At 55.5% G+C, this 17,138-nt stretch carries 16 protein-coding genes; all 16 read left to right on the top strand.

Annotated features, from left to right (window positions below; all coding sequences use genetic code 11):
• Positions 1-9: 9 nt before the first annotated feature.
• The 16 genes from ACQ86N_RS28480 to ACQ86N_RS28405 all read left to right on the top strand — a co-directional run bounded on the left by ACQ86N_RS28480 (position 10) and on the right by ACQ86N_RS28405 (position 17,120).
• Positions 10-1,461: a glycan-binding surface protein gene (locus ACQ86N_RS28480; protein ID WP_431210005.1), complete on the top strand. Its 1,452-nt coding sequence runs from the start codon at positions 10-12 to the stop codon at positions 1,459-1,461.
• A 9-nt stretch (positions 1,462-1,470) separates the two neighbouring features.
• Entirely contained in the window at positions 1,471-2,727 is a 1,257-nt protein-coding gene (locus ACQ86N_RS28475) for a beta-galactosidase (protein WP_431210004.1), read from the top strand.
• Entirely contained in the window at positions 2,697-3,518 is an 822-nt protein-coding gene (locus tag ACQ86N_RS28470; RefSeq protein ID WP_431210003.1) for a beta-galactosidase trimerization domain-containing protein, read from the top strand. Before ACQ86N_RS28475 ends, ACQ86N_RS28470 begins: the two co-directional genes overlap by 31 nt.
• A gap of 33 nt (positions 3,519-3,551) precedes the next feature.
• Positions 3,552-4,784 (top strand): cellulase family glycosylhydrolase, encoded by a 1,233-nt coding sequence (locus ACQ86N_RS28465; RefSeq protein ID WP_431210002.1) that lies wholly within the window; start codon positions 3,552-3,554, stop codon positions 4,782-4,784.
• Complete coding sequence (locus ACQ86N_RS28460) at positions 4,699-5,013, top strand: hypothetical protein (protein ID WP_431210001.1); 315 nt, start codon at positions 4,699-4,701, stop codon at positions 5,011-5,013. Before ACQ86N_RS28465 ends, ACQ86N_RS28460 begins: the two co-directional genes overlap by 86 nt.
• 363 nt (positions 5,014-5,376) lie before the next feature.
• On the top strand, positions 5,377-5,607 hold the full coding sequence (locus ACQ86N_RS28455; RefSeq protein WP_431210000.1) for a hypothetical protein: 231 nt from the start codon (positions 5,377-5,379) through the stop codon (positions 5,605-5,607).
• Between the two features lie 7 nt (positions 5,608-5,614).
• Positions 5,615-6,160: a hypothetical protein gene (locus tag ACQ86N_RS28450; RefSeq protein WP_431209999.1), complete on the top strand. Its 546-nt coding sequence runs from the start codon at positions 5,615-5,617 to the stop codon at positions 6,158-6,160.
• A gap of 225 nt (positions 6,161-6,385) precedes the next feature.
• On the top strand, positions 6,386-8,170 hold the full coding sequence (locus tag ACQ86N_RS28445) for a GH39 family glycosyl hydrolase (RefSeq protein ID WP_431209998.1): 1,785 nt from the start codon (positions 6,386-6,388) through the stop codon (positions 8,168-8,170).
• On the top strand, positions 8,125-8,490 hold the full coding sequence (locus tag ACQ86N_RS28440) for a hypothetical protein (protein ID WP_431209997.1): 366 nt from the start codon (positions 8,125-8,127) through the stop codon (positions 8,488-8,490). Before ACQ86N_RS28445 ends, ACQ86N_RS28440 begins: the two co-directional genes overlap by 46 nt.
• 54 nt (positions 8,491-8,544) lie before the next feature.
• On the top strand, positions 8,545-10,458 hold the full coding sequence (locus ACQ86N_RS28435) for a glycoside hydrolase family 97 catalytic domain-containing protein (protein WP_431209996.1): 1,914 nt from the start codon (positions 8,545-8,547) through the stop codon (positions 10,456-10,458).
• Positions 10,459-10,492: 34 nt separating this feature from the next.
• Complete coding sequence (locus ACQ86N_RS28430) at positions 10,493-11,812, top strand: sugar-binding domain-containing protein (protein ID WP_431209995.1); 1,320 nt, start codon at positions 10,493-10,495, stop codon at positions 11,810-11,812.
• A gap of 1 nt (position 11,813) precedes the next feature.
• On the top strand, positions 11,814-12,251 hold the full coding sequence (locus ACQ86N_RS28425; protein ID WP_431209994.1) for a hypothetical protein: 438 nt from the start codon (positions 11,814-11,816) through the stop codon (positions 12,249-12,251).
• A gap of 19 nt (positions 12,252-12,270) precedes the next feature.
• Positions 12,271-12,879 (top strand): DUF4982 domain-containing protein, encoded by a 609-nt coding sequence (locus tag ACQ86N_RS28420; protein WP_431209993.1) that lies wholly within the window; start codon positions 12,271-12,273, stop codon positions 12,877-12,879.
• Positions 12,880-12,886: 7 nt separating this feature from the next.
• A complete protein-coding gene (locus ACQ86N_RS28415; RefSeq protein WP_431209992.1) occupies positions 12,887-13,189 on the top strand; it encodes a beta-galactosidase in 303 nt (100 codons plus the stop codon).
• A complete protein-coding gene (locus ACQ86N_RS28410; RefSeq protein ID WP_431209991.1) occupies positions 13,167-14,984 on the top strand; it encodes a beta-galactosidase in 1,818 nt (605 codons plus the stop codon). Before ACQ86N_RS28415 ends, ACQ86N_RS28410 begins: the two co-directional genes overlap by 23 nt.
• Before the next feature lie 12 nt (positions 14,985-14,996).
• The gene (locus ACQ86N_RS28405; RefSeq protein WP_431209990.1) at positions 14,997-17,120 is read left to right on the top strand and encodes a glycoside hydrolase family 3 C-terminal domain-containing protein; all 2,124 of its coding nucleotides are present in this window, start codon (positions 14,997-14,999) and stop codon (positions 17,118-17,120) included.
• Positions 17,121-17,138: the final 18 nt, after the last annotated feature.

Below are 17,138 nucleotides of genomic sequence, written 5' to 3'. Positions count from 1 at the left end.
TAAAGCTGTATGAAAAATATATTTTGTTGCCGCCCGATCATTACGGTGCTATTGGTGGCGGGGCTGTTGCCGGCCTGTAAGAAAAATGCTGGAAGTCCTCCTGTGGTCACGGCTGTCCGGAACTATGTTGCTTCTCCGAATGACACGGTATTCACGAGCCTTGTGGCCAATGGCCAGTGGGTGGTCCTGACGGGACAGAACCTGCAGAACCCGCTGCGGATAGAGTTCGACGGCGTTGTGGCGGGTTTCAATGCCGCGCTGGTCGCTCCGGGCAGTGCTGTGGTGCAGATCCCTGCTATCCTGTTCGCTTCGGTAGATACGACAAAGCTGTATACTGTCCGATATACGACGGCGGCGGGGTCGACGACCTTTCCGTTCAAGTTGGGGCCGGCGGCTCCGACTATCGCGGCGATATCCAACGTATTTGCGAACCCGGGCGATTCGGTGTTTATAACCGGTACGAATCTGGTGCTGGTTCAGCAGTTCTCGTATGCGGGGACGGCAATAACATCTTTCCATTCGAGCGCCGATGGAACTTCTCTTGGTTTTGTCATGCCGGCGCAGGTACCCGGCGACCAGGTGGTGGTGACCACGCGAAGCGGTACGGTCAACTTTAAAATAGAGGCTACGCCGACTATTACGGGTGTTTCGAACGAGAACGCGAATGTGGGCGATTCGGTGTATGTGTTTGGAACTTATCTAAAGAATATTCAGACGCTGTCTTTTGCGGGCGCCGATGTTCCTTCATTTGTATCGGCCGGTGATGGGAGTTGGGTGGGATTTGTGGTGCCGGCGTTGAGCGGGAGTGGACCGGTGTCGGTGGTAACGAAGTTCGGTACGACAGCCACTTTCTATAATGTGAATGATATTGCGACGGGGGCGTTATCGAACTGGGAGTGGGGTGGTGTTTTCAACTGGCAGTGGTGGGGCGGCGCTTCGCTGACCAGCGGTAATCCTGATTTTCCGGGCAATTCCAGTCAGTATATGGTGCTGAAGACGGGGATCCTTTCCGGCGGCGAGGGGAATACGTATTCGAGCTATGCCATTCTTTTGAATGCGGCGCAGTGGGTGCCGGCGGGTCATCTCAGCGACCCCGTGGCCAATTGGGCCTTTAAGTTCGAGGTAAGCATCCCGACCGGCTGGAATGGCGGCTCGATCGATATCCAGAGTTCATTGGGGACATATGTGGCCAGGTGGGAGCCCTGGCAGGTATCTTCTACCAAAACAGCGGCGTATTCTACACATGGGTGGACGACGGTAACCATACCATTCACTATGTTCAGGACAAAGGATGCGACGCTGGGGGATGGGAAAGGAGTTTCCATGGCATCTTTTGCGGATCTGCTGGGTGCGTCGGGGAACAGTGCGTGTACGATGTATATCCATAACTATGGCAGCGCGTCTACGGCGACGGGTTTTTACGCGGCTTTTGATAATTTAAGAGTTGTACAAATCAAATAGATAAATCGGATGGAAAAACGAGTTAGGATCGTTGGATTGGTGGCGGGGTTGATCTTGCTGGCCGCCGTGGATGTCCGGTCTCAGAACTTATACGTCGGGACGAACTATCATCCGCACGATGACAAGAACACGGAGAAGATCGCACGCGATATCCGGCTCATGAAGGAAGCGGGTTTCAGGGTTGTCCGGATGGGGCATCTTGCGTGGGATAGCTATGAGCCCAAAGAAGGAATTTTTGATTTTGCGTGGTTCGACAGGGTGATGGACATGATGGATAAGGCAGGTATTAAAGTGATCCTGGATATCGCAGTGCGCCCGGCGCCGCTCTGGCTGCATCGTAAATTTCCTTCCGTTGATGTCAGCGATGCGGAGGGGAACAGGCTCTATCCGAATCACCGGTATATGGAGGATGTGGGCGACCCTAACTATCAGCGGTATGCCTTGAGGTATGCGGATTCGATGACGCGGCACTATGGGCGTCATCCGGCTCTGCTGGCTTTCGGCATCGATAATGAGTCCGGGGACGGCCCGATATCGTATTCGGAGTCGGTCAGGCAGCGGTTCATAACGTGGTTGAAACGAAAGTATCCGGGAGTCGACAGCCTGAATTCCGCCTGGGCGGGACAGCGATGGTCGAGGAAGATAGGTGATTTCGCGGAGGTCGGGCTACCGGTATCAGGGAGTGTGAATGGCGCTCCCGAGCGAATGCTGGATTTCCGGAGGTTCATATCCGATGAGGTCGGAGGTTTTCTGCTGAAGGTGATCGGCGAAGTGAACATCAATGCGCCGCATGCTTTTGTCAATACCAATGCGTGGTATTACAGTCCCATGAAATTCTTCGACTATGCGCCGATCGCCTATTCGGGGAAGATGACGCGCGAGGGTTGCGGATTCTATCCCGGGAATTCCCTCACGACCAACTTTGGTATTATGGACGCGTTGTTCGGGATTGCCAGGATACAGATGGAAAGCGTTACGCCATTTTGGTGTACCGAGTTTACGACGATGACGGCGGTTCCGGGCTCTATCCGCAAATCGGCTTATGCTTCGCTGTTATATGGAAATCAAATGGTCTGCGGGTGGACCTGGCAGAGCATGCATGGGGAGAGGAGCAGTATCTGGAGGGGATGCTGGATTGGGATGGGACGCCCAACCGGAAATATGAGGAATATAAAAGGATCGCCTCCGAGTTCAGGAAGATCGAAAAATATTTCCCCTACAGGCAGGAGGCGGAGGTGGGGCTGGCATTCTCCTTTCCCTCGGTAATTGCGGGCGGCTATTTTCCCGAGTCGCATCAGCAGCAGCTGGAGTCCTGTTTCGATGTATTCGCTAACAGGAATATGGATGCGCGTGTGATCGACGTGGCGAGGAGCCCGTTGAATTACAAGCTGCTGTTCCTGCCCGGTGTGTCCGTTGTGGACGAAGCGACTGCTTCGCGGGTCCGGGAGTATGTGAAGGCTGGGGGGACCGTGGTGATGACGGGTAATTCGGCGGTAGTAGACGGAACCGGGAAGGTTTTTGCGTCACGGCATCCGGGACTCCTGAGCGAAGTATTCGGCATCCGGGTAGCGGGCTATGAAGAGACGGCGGTTATGAATGAGGTTTCGGGAACGCGGATGACGGGGAAAAAACTGGAATGTCTTTATAAGAGTAAACGCATCGCCACGGAATCGGCCCAATTCGAGGTTATCGAGCCTGCGGGCGCGGAGGTGCTGGGGCGCCTTAGCGGCCTGGACAGGGACTATCCTGTCATAACGGCCAACCGGTATGGCAAGGGCAGGGCCATCTATATGGGGCTTTCTGCCCGGGGGGATGTCCTGGGACCGGTCGTCGACGAATTGGTCGATGAGCTTTCGCTGCGAAGGGGGCCTGAGGCGCCGGCCGGCGTCATGGCCAGGCTGATCGATAAGGATCATGTGCTTTATTTGAATATCACCGGTGATCCGAAAGAGATAAAGCTCGACCGGGCTGCCAGGGGCATTCTCTCGGGTAAGGATTATACGGACGGCTTCGTAATACCGCCATATGAGCCGGAGTTCATTGAATTGCAAAATTAATAAGTACCCTCAAAAAAAATCTTAACCAAAAAAATGACAAGTAAATTCTTTTTAACGCTGTTGGCGGCTTATGTCGCTGTGGCTGCGATCCCTGCCTGCAAAAAGGCGGGTTCGACGCCTTTGCTTTCGCTGACCAATCATACCGATACCATTGCGGCAACGGGTGGTACGAAAACGATCAATTTTACGAGCGACGGCGCGTGGTCCATCGATACGTCCGGTTTGGGTTGGGTGAAAATAAGCCCGGTATCGGGCAGCAGCGGAAACGCCGCGATTCAGATCACCGTTGCGGACACCAATGCCTCGGGCGCGGCGCGGTCAAGACTGTTGTATGTCGGTTCGTCCAGCGGGCAGGGGAGGCGAATAACCGTGTATCAGTATGCACTGATCTATCCGACATACAATGTGTCGCCTATTGCGCCGGATGCTTCGGGTATGGGCAGCACCTCGGCTCAGCTGATCGCGAAGATGAATCTTGGGACGAATATCGGCAATACGCTCGAGCTGAATAATATCGAGCCGTATCCTACGCTGGCATATATTCAATTTTTGAAGCAAACCGGCTTTAATGCGGTTCGGCTGCCTTGCGGCTGGTATTTGCATGGGGGGAACAATCCTACGGCCAGGATCCCGAAGGCGTGGATGGATTCGGTGAAGCAGGTGGTGCAGTGGTGTGTGAGCAACGACATGTATGTGATGCTGAATATTCACTGGGATGGCGGCTGGTTAGAGGGACCGGGAAATGCTGCTTCTTCAAGAAAGGATTCTGTCCAGGCGCGTCAGAAAGCATATTGGGAGCAGATTGCAACTGCAATGCGTGATTTCGACGAGCATTTGCTCTTCGCGAGCGCCAATGAGCCGTTCAATGTCAGTGATGGGGAGACTGCCAAAAACCTTGTTTCCTATCACCAGGCGTGTATCGATGCCGTTCGTTCGACGGGCGGACGTAACACCTATCGGACCATCGCCATTCAGGGACCGGACGCCTATATAAAGCCGGGGGCTTATTTCCCTACGGACGCTACGCCTAATCGTCTGGCGTTCGAGTTCCATAACTATACGCCGAGCAATTTCGCGATACTGGACCAGGATCCTTTGGAAGGGGGCTGGGGGTATATTTTCTATTACTGGGGGGCGGGGAATCATTCCACGATCGACTCGTCTTACCGGAATGCCACGTATGGCGAAGAGGCTGATCGAGCTGGCTTACTACACCAAATTAAAAGCGAACTATATCGACAAGGGTATTCCATTGGTGATGGGTGAATACAGCACGAGCCGCCGGAGTATCCCGCATCCGTGGGAGACGCATATACCGCTGGATATGCCGAAACATGATAACTCCGTGGATGCGTGGTATAGCTATCTGACGAAGCAGTGTCTGGCGATCGGCGCGAAGCCTTTTATCTGGGAGACGGGTGGTGTTTTTGATCGGGTAAATAATGTGGTGATCGATCAGCGGACGGTCGATGCCGTAAAGAATGGAGCAAAGTAATTTTTTAAGGAATGAATATTCGTACACTTTTAATTGGCGCGGCTGTATGCGTTATGGCGGTTCGTGCCTGGTCGCAAGGAGATAGCGCAGGTCGCCAGACCATCAGCCTGCCCAGGGTATTTGGTGATAATATGGTTTTGCAGAGGGGGATGGTGATCCCTGTCTGGGGCCGGGCGAATCCCGGAGCGGAGGTCGTTGGAAAACTGGGTACCGGGGAAGTGACGGCGAAAGCCGATGGTCAGGGAAGTGGGTGTTGCATTTTCCTAAGATGGCGGCAGGGGGGCCGTATGTACTTTACGTCGCAGAGCGGGAAAGCCGGGGAGCCGCATTGAATTTAAAAATATCCTGATCGGGGATGTGTGGGTGGCTTCGGGCCAATCGAATATGGAGTGGCCCGTGCAGCAGGCGAATAATGCGGGGCGGGAGATTGCGCAGGCCGTCTATCCCGACATTCGTTTTCTGATAGTGGAACAGGATAAAAGGAGTTGCTCCGCAAACGGATATCAGGACAAAGGGCTGGGAGGCCTGCGATACCAGCAGTGTAAAGAGGCTCTCTGCCGTCGCCTATTTTTTCTCCAGGAAGATCCACGTTGACGAGCATGTGCCCATCGGTATTATACAGACTACATGGGGCGGAACTCCTATACAGGCCTGGACGAGCAGGGAGAAGCTGTTTGCGTCGCCGCTCACGAGGGACGGTCTACGGGCCATCGATACGCTGAGCGGGGGCGAGTTCCTGCAGGACAGCATAAACACCGGTCATTTCTGGGATGTTATCAATCATCCGCAGAATAGTGCCGACAAGGTCATTCCGATGCCTGCTTATAACGACTCGGGATGGGCGAGGGTGGAAATGCCGCGGACGCTGGATCATTTCGGGATCGGCAGGTATGAGGGGATCATGTGGCTGCGGAAGAAGGTCGTGTTACCGGATGGATTTGCCGGGAAGGCTTTGGTGCTCGACCTGGGGCATCCGGAGATGGCCTATTCACTTTATTTTAATGGCGTTGAGATCTGTAAAAATGTCTGGAATGCGAGTCCCAGTCACTCTTATGCGATTCCTTCGAATCTGGTGATGAAGGGGGAAAATACCGTTGCGATCCGGATGGCTATGCTGTGGGGAGGGGGGACTGAAGCCGCCGGCTGACGGCTTATTCATCGGTAAGGGCGATGCCAGGGTATCGTTAGCCGGTGAATGGCGATATAATAAGGACCTCGAGCCTGCGGCGCCCATCCGTAATTATCAGTATTATCCGAGTGTATTGTTCAATGCCATGGTGAATCCCCTGATCCCATACGGTATCAAGGGGTTTATCTGGTACCGGGGGAAGCGAATGCAGGAGAGGCTTACGATTATCGAACGCTTTTTCCTATGATGATCGCCGACTGGCGGCAAAGGTGGAAAGCGGGCGACCTGCCTTTTCTTTTCGCGCAGCTCGCCAACTTCATGGCGAGAAAGCCGGCGCCATCGGAGAGCGATTGGGCCGAGCTTCGGGAGGCGCAGTCGATGACTTTGTCACAGCCTCGTACGGCGATGGCATGCACGATCGATATCGGCGACGGAGCAAGCATTCATCCCACGAACAAGCAGGACGTGGGGTTGCGTCTCGCGCTGGGAGCGGAGAACCTGGTGTATGGGCGGCATGGTGTTGCTTCGGGGCCTGTGTATAAAAGTAGCCGCATCAACGGGGACAGGATGGTGATCCGGTTTTCCAGTGTGGGTTCGGGGCTTAAAACGAGAGATGGAAAGCCGATCGCGGGCTTTGCGCTTGCCGGCGCCGATAGGCGGTTCTATTGGGCGGAGGCTGCGGCAGACGGAGATGACGTTGTTGTCCATTCCGACCAGGTAGCGAAGCCTGTGGCGGTGCGGTATGCGTGGGCGGATAACCCCGATTGTAACCTGATCAATGGGGAAGGGTTACCGGCCGTACCGTTCAGGACCGACGACTGGAAGGGTATCACTCAGCGGGTTGGACTGCGCAGGGTGGTCGTGGATGCGGCGATTGTGAAGGGGCCGCTGAACCGGATGTTCAACGAATGTGTGGGCGCCGGCCGGGCGAATGAAGGCCTCAGGGCGGACTGGCAGCGGCAGCTGCGGGTAGTGAAGGAACAGCTGGGTTTCCGGTATATCCGTATGCACGGGCTGTTGTCCGACGACATGGGCGTGTGCGGTTATAATGATTCGGGTCGTGTCGTATATAACTGGCAGTATATCGACGAGCTGTATGATTTTTGGAAAGTATACATGTACGGCCGTTCGTGGAGTTGGGTTTTATGCCCGGGGCGCTGGCCAGCGGGGGGAAGACGATCTTCTGGTGGCGGGGTAATGTCACGCCGCCAAAGGACTATGAAAAATGGGGACAGCTCGATCGGGGCGCTTGTGCGGCATTGGGTAGAGCGGTATGGTGCAGATGAGGTCGCGCAGTGGTATTTCGAGGTCTGGAACGAGCCCAATCTCAGGGATGGTTTCTGGACGGGCGACGAGGCGGAATATTTCAAACTGTATTCGGTGACGGCGCGCGCTATAAAGGCGGTCGGGCCTCGTTTCAGAGTGGGAGGGCCGGCGACGGCCGGGAATGCGTGGATCCCGGAGTTCATCGACTATTGTGCGCGTGGGGGTGTGCCCGTGGATTTTGTCAGCACGCATACCTACGGGGTGGATGTGGGATTTCTGGATGAGCGTGGCAACAGGGGGACGGTGCTGAGCAGGAATGACAGTGCGATCTTCGGGGACGTGCGGCGCAGCAGGAGGCAGATCGATGTTTCGGCGCTGCCGGGTCTCGAACTGCACTATACGGAATGGAGCTCGTCGTATACGCCGAGCGATCCGTTGCACGACAATTACCAGGAAGCGGCGTATGTCCTTGATAAATTAAGAAAGACGGGTGGTGCGGCCAATTCGATGTCGTACTGGACGTTCACTGACATTTTCGAGGAGGCCGGGCCGAGGATGACGCCTTTCCATGGCGGCTTCGGGCTGGTCAACTATGAAGACATCGCCAAGCCGGCGTACTATTCTTACAAGTATTTGAACCGGCTGGGCGGGACGGAACTGTCGGTGAACGATGAGGCGAGCTGGGCGTGCAAGGACCAGCGGGGGATATACAGCTGTTGTTCTGGGATTTTACAAATAACAGCCCGGCCGGAGACAGTCTGAATGATCAGGTGTACTACAAGCGGGAACTGCCTGCGAAAGCGAAAGGCCGGGTGAAAGCGGTCGTTGCGCATCTGCGGCCGGGAAAGTATAAAATGTCTTTGTATCTGACGGGATACCGGGCCAATGATGCCTACGATACCTATCTGGAGCTTGGCGCTCCGTCGCAGCTGACGAGGGAGCAGGTGGGGGAGATCAGGAGGAAGAACAATGACGCGCCGGTGATGGAGCGAACGGTGGAGGTAGGCGGCAGCGGGAATTTTTCGCAGGTGTTGCCGCTCAGGGAAAACGACGTCTATTTTATCAATCTTCGCCGGCTGTAAAATCAGGGCCGGCGGCTAGCAATTACTACTATGGGACAGCGAATTTTCAGGTTGATGCTCTGGGTTACCGGAAGTGTTTTACGAACGGGTTTTTTGCATGCGCAGGCGGCGCCGCCGGCGGCTGCGGGTCTGCGGGTGGTATCGCCCAATGGGGCGATAAAAGTTGAGCTGGGGCTGGATGGTGAGGGAGCGTTGTTCTACCAGGTGAACTATGTCAGGGGCGGCGAGACAGCCGCTGCGGTGCCGCGGTCGGCGCTGGGGATCACGAGGGAGGACGCCGATCTCTCCACAGGACTCGAATATGCGGGTTTGGTGAGCGAGCGGAAAGTGGTGGATGAATACCGGATGCTGCATGGTAAGCGGGGGTATTGCAGGAATGAGGCGAAGGAGAAGGTGTTCCGGTTCAGGAACAGGGGCGGCCAGATGGTGGATGTGGTCTTCCGGGCTTATGATAATGGCGTGGCATTCAGATATGTTTTTCCCGAGGAGGGGAAGAGTATTCGGGTGACGGGTGAGCGGACGAGTTTTGCGATACCGGCGGGGACGGAGCGGTGGATGCAGCAGTATACGAGTGCGTATGAGGGATTGTATCCGCTGCGTACGAACGGTAGAGGAGACAAGCCGGATCAGCGGGAATGGGGGTTTCCGGCCTTGTATAAGGTAAAGAACAAGCCGGTATGGGTACTGGTTACCGAGGCTGATGTGACGAGGGCCAACTGCGCATCGCGGCTGAAGAATCAGGAAGATGAGAATGTTTATACCATTGCCATGCCGGAAAAGGAAGTGTCGGGAGTTCTGCCGTGGAAGTCGGCCTGGCGGGTGGTGATGGTCGGCGCTCTGTCGGATATTGTGGAGTCGACGCTGGTGGCGGATGTAAGCGAGCCTTCGAAGCTGGATACGACGGAGTGGATCCGGCCCGGCACTGCGGCCTGGGTATACTGGGCGTACAATCACGGGTCGAAGGACTACCGGAAGGTGGTGGAATATGTGGATCTGGCCAATAAGATGCACTGGCCCTATGTCCTGATCGACTGGGAGTGGGACCGGATGGGGAATGGCGGGACGATCGAAGACGCGGTCGCCTATGCGCGGAGCAAGGGCATCAGGCCGCTGATGTGGTATAATTCGAAGGATTCGGCGAGTTCCGCCGTTGGGTTGGACCCCTATGGCAGGCTGCAGACGCCTGCCGCCAGGAGCAAAGAATTTGAATGGCTGAACCGGATAGGGGTATACGGTGTCAAGGTGGATTTTTTCGAGGATGACCGTCAGAAGGAGATGGCGTATTGCATCGATATACTGGAGGACGCCGCCCGCTATCACCTGATGGTGGATTTTCATGGGGCGACGGTTCCGCGGGGCTGGGACCGCACTTATCCGAACCTGATGACGGTGGAGGCGGTGTATGGCGCGGAGTGGTATGGTTATTCGCCTTTGCTGACGAATATGGGGGCGAGCCACAATGCGACGCTGCCTTTTACCCGGAATGTGATCGGGCCGATGGACTACACGCCGGTGACTTTTTCCAATATTTTGTTCCCGCATACGACCAGTTATGCGCATGAGCTGGCGTTGTCGGTGGTTTTCGAATCGGGACTGCAGCATTTTGCGGACAAGCCCGAGGCTTTTTATACGCTGCCGCCCGAGGAGCAGCGGTTCCTGATGACCGTGCCGGTTGCCTGGGACGACACGCGGCTGATCGATGGCTACCCTGGTAAGCGTGCAGTGATCGCGCGGCGCAGCGGGCGCAGCTGGTATATCGGCGGGCTGAATGGGGAAGACCGTGGACAGGTGATGGAACTTAGCTTCGGATTCCTTGGTGGCGGGGATTATGAACTCGAACTGATCGCGGATGGAGAAATGGACAAGCGGTTTTCGAGGAAGATGCTGAGGGTGCGTAAAGATAGCCGTGTCAGCGTGGACTGTCTGCCAAGGGGCGGATTTGTGGCGAGGCTGAAACCGCGGAGCTGAGACGATGTTGTGCTTTAATTTTTATCTTTATTGGATGATGAATCGACATAAGACATTAACGTTTGTTCTGTTATTTCTTTGTTTTTCCGCCGGCGCGCAGCAGTGGGGTGAATTGTTCGACGACCACTGGAAGTTCTCGCCGGGGGATGACCGGGCCGCTGCCGGGGTCGGATTTGACGACCGGGGCTGGCGTGGCGTCGAGCTGCCGCATGACTGGAGCATTGAAGGGGCGCCGGAACGGTCAAACCCTTCGAAGGGCGCGGGCGGATATTTTCCTACCGGTGTGGGATGGTACAGGAAGGTGTTTATGGCGCCTGTAGCCTGGAAGAGGAAGGAAGTCAGTCTTCTTTTCGAGGGTGTGTATATGAACGCCGAGGTCTTTGTCAATGGGCGGTCGCTGGGTGTCCATCCCTACGGGTATTCTAGTTTTTGGTATGACATCTCACGATTTTTAGACTGGGGTAAGGATAATGTGGTCGCGGTTCGGGTGGATAATTCGCAGCAGGTGAACTGCCGGTGGTATAGTGGGTCGGGGATCTATCGTCATGTGCGGATCGCTGTCAGGGATCCGTTGCATATCGATCCATGGGGGGTAGTGGTCACCACGCCGGAAGTCAGTTCGGCCAGGGCACAGGTGGAGGTGGGGGCTGTCGTGAAGAATGATTCGGGGCTTTCGGGGAATGCGGTATTGTCTACGGTCATCGTAGATGGCAAGGGGAAGGTGGTTGCCCGTGACAGCGTGCTGATCCGGCTGGCGGGGGACACGACGGTTGCACGGCAGCTGGTTGTCGACAGGCCGCTGCTGTGGTCGGTGGATAGTCCCTGGCTGTACAAGGTGAAATTGGTATTGAGCAGGGGCGGGCGGCGGAAGGACGAGTATGTGAGCGGGTTTGGAATTCGTACGATCGGGTTTTCGGTCGAAAAGGGGTTTCGGTTGAACGGAAAGACGATGAAGCTGTATGGAGGATGTATTCACCATGATAATGGGTGTCTTGGCGCGGCTGCCTTTGACAGGGCGGAAGAGCGGAAGGTGGAGTTGCTGAAGGCGGCCGGCTTCAATGCGCTGAGGACCTCGCATAATCCGCCGTCACCGGCGTTGCTGGATGCCTGTGACAGGCTGGGGATGCTGGTGATCGACGAGGCTTTCGATGGATGGAGAGAGGCGAAGAACGCCAATGACTATACGCGGTATTTTGATGCCTGGTGGAGGCGGGACCTGGAGTCGATGGTGCTGCGGGACCGGAACCATCCTTCTGTGGTCATCTGGAGTGTGGGAAATGAGATACTCGAGCGGAAGTCGCCGGGCGCGATCAGGACGGCGGGCGAAGCTGGTTGCCGGGGTTCACCGATATGATATGACGCGGCCGGTGACCTCAGCAATGACGACATGGGATAAGGAATGGGAAATGTATGATCCGCTGTTTGCGGTACAGGATATCGGCGGGTATAATTACCAGCTGTTCAGGGCGGCGTCAGACCATGCGAGGGTGCCTTCGCGGATCATTGTGCAGACGGAGTCTTATCCGAGGGATGCGTTTGCGAACTGGAAGATCCTTCGGGATAATTCCTACGTGATCGGCGATTTTGTGTGGACGGCGATGGACTATTTGGGCGAGGCGGCTATAGGAAAAACAACTATCCCGGCGAGGCCAGGGGGAATTCTGGCAGTCGGAGCCGTATCCGTGGCATGGAGCCTATTGCGGGGACCTGGATATCACGGGATGGCGGAAGCCGGTGTCTCACTACCGGAATATATTGAACAATGGCGGCGGCAACGGGGACGGATCCGGTAATGGGCGGGAGAAAATTTATATGGCTGTGCGGGAGCCCAGGCCCGACACGGGGACCATACAGGAGACGTTGTGGTCGGTATGGCCGACATGGGAGAGCTGGACCTGGCCGGGGAGGAAGGGGAAGGCGATTGAGGTGGAGGTCTATTCGAGGTGTCCGAAGGTGAGGCTGTATTTGAATGGTACGATCGTGGGGGAAAAGAGCTGTACGGAGGCGGAGGAATTTAAGGCAACATTCACGCTGCCATATGTCCCGGGTGAGCTGAAAGCGGTAGGTGTGGGTTCGGGCGATTCAGCGGTGTTAAAGACCGCGGGTGATCCGGTGGCGATCAGGTTGTCCGCGGACCGGAAGATGCTGGCTGCGGATGGCCAGGATCTGTCGTATGTCGCCGTTGAAATCGTGGATAAGGATGGGGTGACCGATCCCAATGCGGACAGACGGCTTGTGTTCAGTATAGAGGGGCCGGCGGTGCTGGCGGGTGTTGGTAACGGTGATCCCCGGGACACGGACAGCTATGTTGGCAACACGCGGAAGGCCTGGCATGGGAGGGCGCTGGCGGTGATCCGGAGCACGCGTGGGACCGGCAAAATTACGCTGTCGGTCACGGGAGATGGGCTAAAAAAGAAATGATTTCGATATGGCAAAGATCAGAATAAGAAAGTTGGCAGCCCTGTCTTTACTGGTAATTTTAGGACTATCCGCGAAAGCTCAGGATATCAGGAACTATTTTCCGGATAGGGATCTGGTGACGACGGGCATCTATTATTATCCTGAGCACTGGCGTGAAAGTCAGTGGGAGCGGGATATAAAAAAGATTGCGGACATGGGCTTTGAGTTCGTGCATCTTGCAGAATTTGCCTGGTTCAGGATGGAGCCCGAAGAGGGGAGGTTCGATTTTACATGGCTCGACAAAGCTGGTGGGCCTGTGTGCGAAGTATAAGGTGAAGGTGCTTTTGTGTACGCCGTCGGCCACCACCCCTGCGTGGATGCGGACTAACTATCCCGAGACGTTTATAATGGATGGTCATTATGTTCGCGGCGAGCATGGGACGCGCGGGCTGGGGTCGATCGTCAATCCGGTCTACCGGAGATTTGTGGAAAGGATCGTGAGCGAAATGGCCAGGCGTTACGGGCAGGATAGGAATGTGATCGGATGGCAGCTCGACAACGAGCCCGATGCCAAGCCGGATTACAGCCCGTCTTCTCAGGAGGCCTTCAGGCAATGGTTAAAAAACAAATACAAGACCATCGATACCCTGAATGTGGCCTGGGGGACGGCATTCTGGAGCCAGTGGTACAGTAATTTCGACCAGGTCATTATTCCCAACACGAACCTCGTGAACTGGTGGGGGAATAATCCTCATGCGCTGCTCGACTTTAAAAGATATTCCGCCGATGCGCAGGCAGAATTTTTGGACTTCGAGGCGGGTATTCTGCGGAACAGCATATCGAAGGCTCAGTATATCACCACGAATTATTTGGCGGTGTCTACGGGCGCCGATCCGAGGCGGGCAAAGAAGCTGGATTTTGCGACGTATACCGCCTATCCCAATGGAGGGGGAGATAATCTGGGCGAACCCGGACTCCGGCTTGGCAATAGCAGGCTTATCCTTTTTGCATCCGAATATTATAAGTCTGTCGGAGGCGCCACCGGGGTAATGGAAATTCAGCCGGGTCAGGTGAATTGGGGCAGCTCGAGCCCACTTCTGTTGCCCGGGGCGCTGCGAATGTGGCTGTATCACAACCTGGGAGCGGGCGGCAGGCTTGCCTGTTCGTACCGGTTCAGGCAGATCCTTTACGGCGCCGAACAGTATCATTCGGGTGTAATACGAACAGACGGTGTGACGCCTTCGCAGGGCGGCGAGGAGTATATGCAATTCATAAAGGAAATAAAGGAGCTGCGCCGGCAGTATAAGCCGGGCGCCAGGATGCCGGAACAGCTGACTGCGCGGTCGACTGCGATCGTTTGGAACCTCGAAAATTACTGGACCATCGACAGGCAGAAGAACAACCAGCAGTGGGATGTGTGGAACTACCCGGTAAAATTCCTTGAAATAGGCAGATCATTCGGGGCACCGGTGGATGTGGTCCCGGAAACGGCCGATCTGTCGAAATATAAAGTCGTGATCGTTCCGGCATATGAGATGGCCGATGCGGCGCTGGTGCAGAAATGGAGCGACTACGCCGCGGCCGGAGGGCATCTGGTCGTCACCTGCCGGACGGCGACGAAGGATCGTATGGGACATTTTCCCGAGGCGGAAATAGCGGCGCCTATCTCCGGGCTGATCGGGGCGCATGTCAAAGCAACCGATATGCCTACGAACAGCGCTAAAGGCGAGGTTTTGATGGGATCAACCAGATACGGCTGGAATACCTGGGGCGATCTGCTGGCGCCGGAGAAGAATACGGAGGTGCTGGCGACGTATAGCAACCAGTTCTATAGCGGCACGCCTGCTGTGGTAACGCGAAAGACCGGTAAGGGTTCTGTTACGTATATCGGCGTGAATACGGATGACGCCCGTCTGGAAAAAGATATCCTGCGAAAAATATATGACAAAGCCGGGGCTGCGACGGAGGAGTACCCGAAGGGGGTATATGTCTACTGGCGGGATGGATTTTTTGTGGCCGTTAATTATTCGTCGGAAAATTATACGATGAAGGTTCCCGAGCAGGGAAAGATCTTAATTGGAGAGAAGACGCTGAAGCCAGCCGGGGTGTTGGTTTGGAGCGAATAAAAAATCAGAAAAATGAAAAACCAGTTTATATTGTTCTTCCTGCTGATGACGGCGGGTGTGGTCAATGCGCAAAATGTAACAGGGGTCGATAGCCGGGAAGAAAGGATCCGTGCGTTGGTCGGGAAGATGACGCTGCAGGAAAAAGTGAGCCTGCTGCATGCCAATTCCAAATTCTATGTAGGCGGGATCAAGCGGCTGGGTATTCCGGAGTGGGCGCTGAGTGACGGGCCGCATGGGGTTCGGGCGGAGATCGACCGGGACGACTGGGGATATGCCGGATGGACAAATGATTCGGCGACCTGTTTCCCGCCGGGTACGGCGCTTGCGGCTACGTGGAATCCCCGTCTGGCTTACGAGCGGGGGCTTGTACTGGGTGAAGAGGCCCGGTGCCGCAACAAGGATGTTTTGCTGGGACCCGGAATCAATATTATCCGTTCGCCGCTGTGCGGACGAAATTTTGAGTATCTGAGCGAGGACCCGTTGCTGATCTCAAAGATGGCCGTTCCGTATATCAGGGCGTTGCAGTCCAAAGATGTGGCCGTCAGCGTGAAGCACTGGCTGGCCAACAACCAGGAGGAGCATCGGGATTCTATTGACGTGTACATGAGCGAGAGGGCGTTGCGGGAGATCTACCTGCCGGGATTCAAGGCTGCCGTGATGGAAGGCGGCGCGTATACGGTGATGGCTGCGTACAACCGATACCGGGGCGACTGGTGTTCCGAGAATGACTGGCTTGGCCGGCAGATACTTCGCAAGGAATTTGGTTTCAAAGGTGTGCTGATGACCGACTGGGGCGCTGCGCATTCGACGGTGAAGGCGGCTTTGGCCGGCCTCGACCTGGAAATGGGTACGGATATAAAAGATTATAACGAATGGTATTTCGCCAATCCGTTGGTCAGGGCGGTGGAAGAGGGGAAGGTGCCGGTACCGGCGGTCGACGAAAAGGTGGCGAATGTCCTGCGGGTAATGTTTCAGACAAAGGTGCTGGGGGAAGGCCAGCGGGTAAAAGGAAAGATGAATACGCCGGAGCATCAGCGGGCTGCGTATAACTCGGCTGCGGAAGCGGCTGTGCTGTTGCAAAATAATGGGAACCTGCTGCCGCTGCATTTGGATAAGATAAGACGGGTCGCGGTCATCGGAGACAATGCCACGCGCAGGCATTGCGGCGGCGGGCTTAGTTCGGAGATCAAGGCCTTGTATGAGATAACGCCGTTGGAGGCGCTGCGACAGAAGTGGGGTGACAGGGTAAAAATCAGTTACGCGCAGGGTTATGAAAAGCGGCTGGACTGGAAGCTGATCGATGAGGCGGTGAACGCGGCGAAACAGGCCGACGTAGCTATTGTTTTCGGGGGATTGAACCATGATTTCGACACGGAGTCTTCGGATAAGCGGGATATGGCATTACCCTATGGGCAGCAGGTGCTGATCCAGGAGGTCGCCAAAGCGAATCCCAATACGGTAGTGGTTATTGTTGCGGGATCGCCGGTGGAACTGGCCGGTATCGTTGACCGGGCGCCGTCCATTTTATGGGCATGGTATGGGGGCATGGAAGCGGGGAATGCGGTGGCGGATCTGCTGAGCGGCAAGGTAAATCCATCGGGTAAGCTGCCCTTTACGCTGCCGGTATCGCTGGCGCAATCGCCTGCGCATGCGTTGGGTAATTATCCGGGAAGGGGTTTGAAAGTGAACTATGAAGAAGATATTTTGGTGGGGTACAGGTGGTTCGATACGAAGAAGATTCAGCCGCAATTCCCCTTTGGTTATGGGTTGTCATACACTCGGTTCGCTGTCAGTCGGTTTTCCACGGATAAATCCAGCTATGGAAAGGATGAGACTATCCGGGCGCGGTTCGACGTCAAAAATACGGGTGAAGTATATGGCGGGGAAGTGGTGCAGCTGTATGCGAGCGATCCGGTATGTTCTGTGTTGCGTCCGGAAAAGGAGCTGAAGGCTTTTGAAAAGGTGTTCTTGCAGCCTGGGGAGACGAAGACGGTTGAGGTTCGGGTGAAAGTCGCTGATCTGGCTTTTTATGATGATTCGAGAAAGGCGTGGAATGCGGAGGCGGGTGAATACATTCTGCAGCTGGGCAATTCGTCCCGTACTATTTTTCAGAAAGTAAAAATTTTGGTAAAATGAAGCATTCGGGTCGCTGGC

Source organism: Puia sp. P3 (assembly GCF_050632245.1).
Taxonomy (GTDB): domain Bacteria; phylum Bacteroidota; class Bacteroidia; order Chitinophagales; family Chitinophagaceae; genus Puia.
Note: the sequence above shows the minus strand (reverse complement) of the source record. Positions and strands in the feature narration are given on the sequence as shown.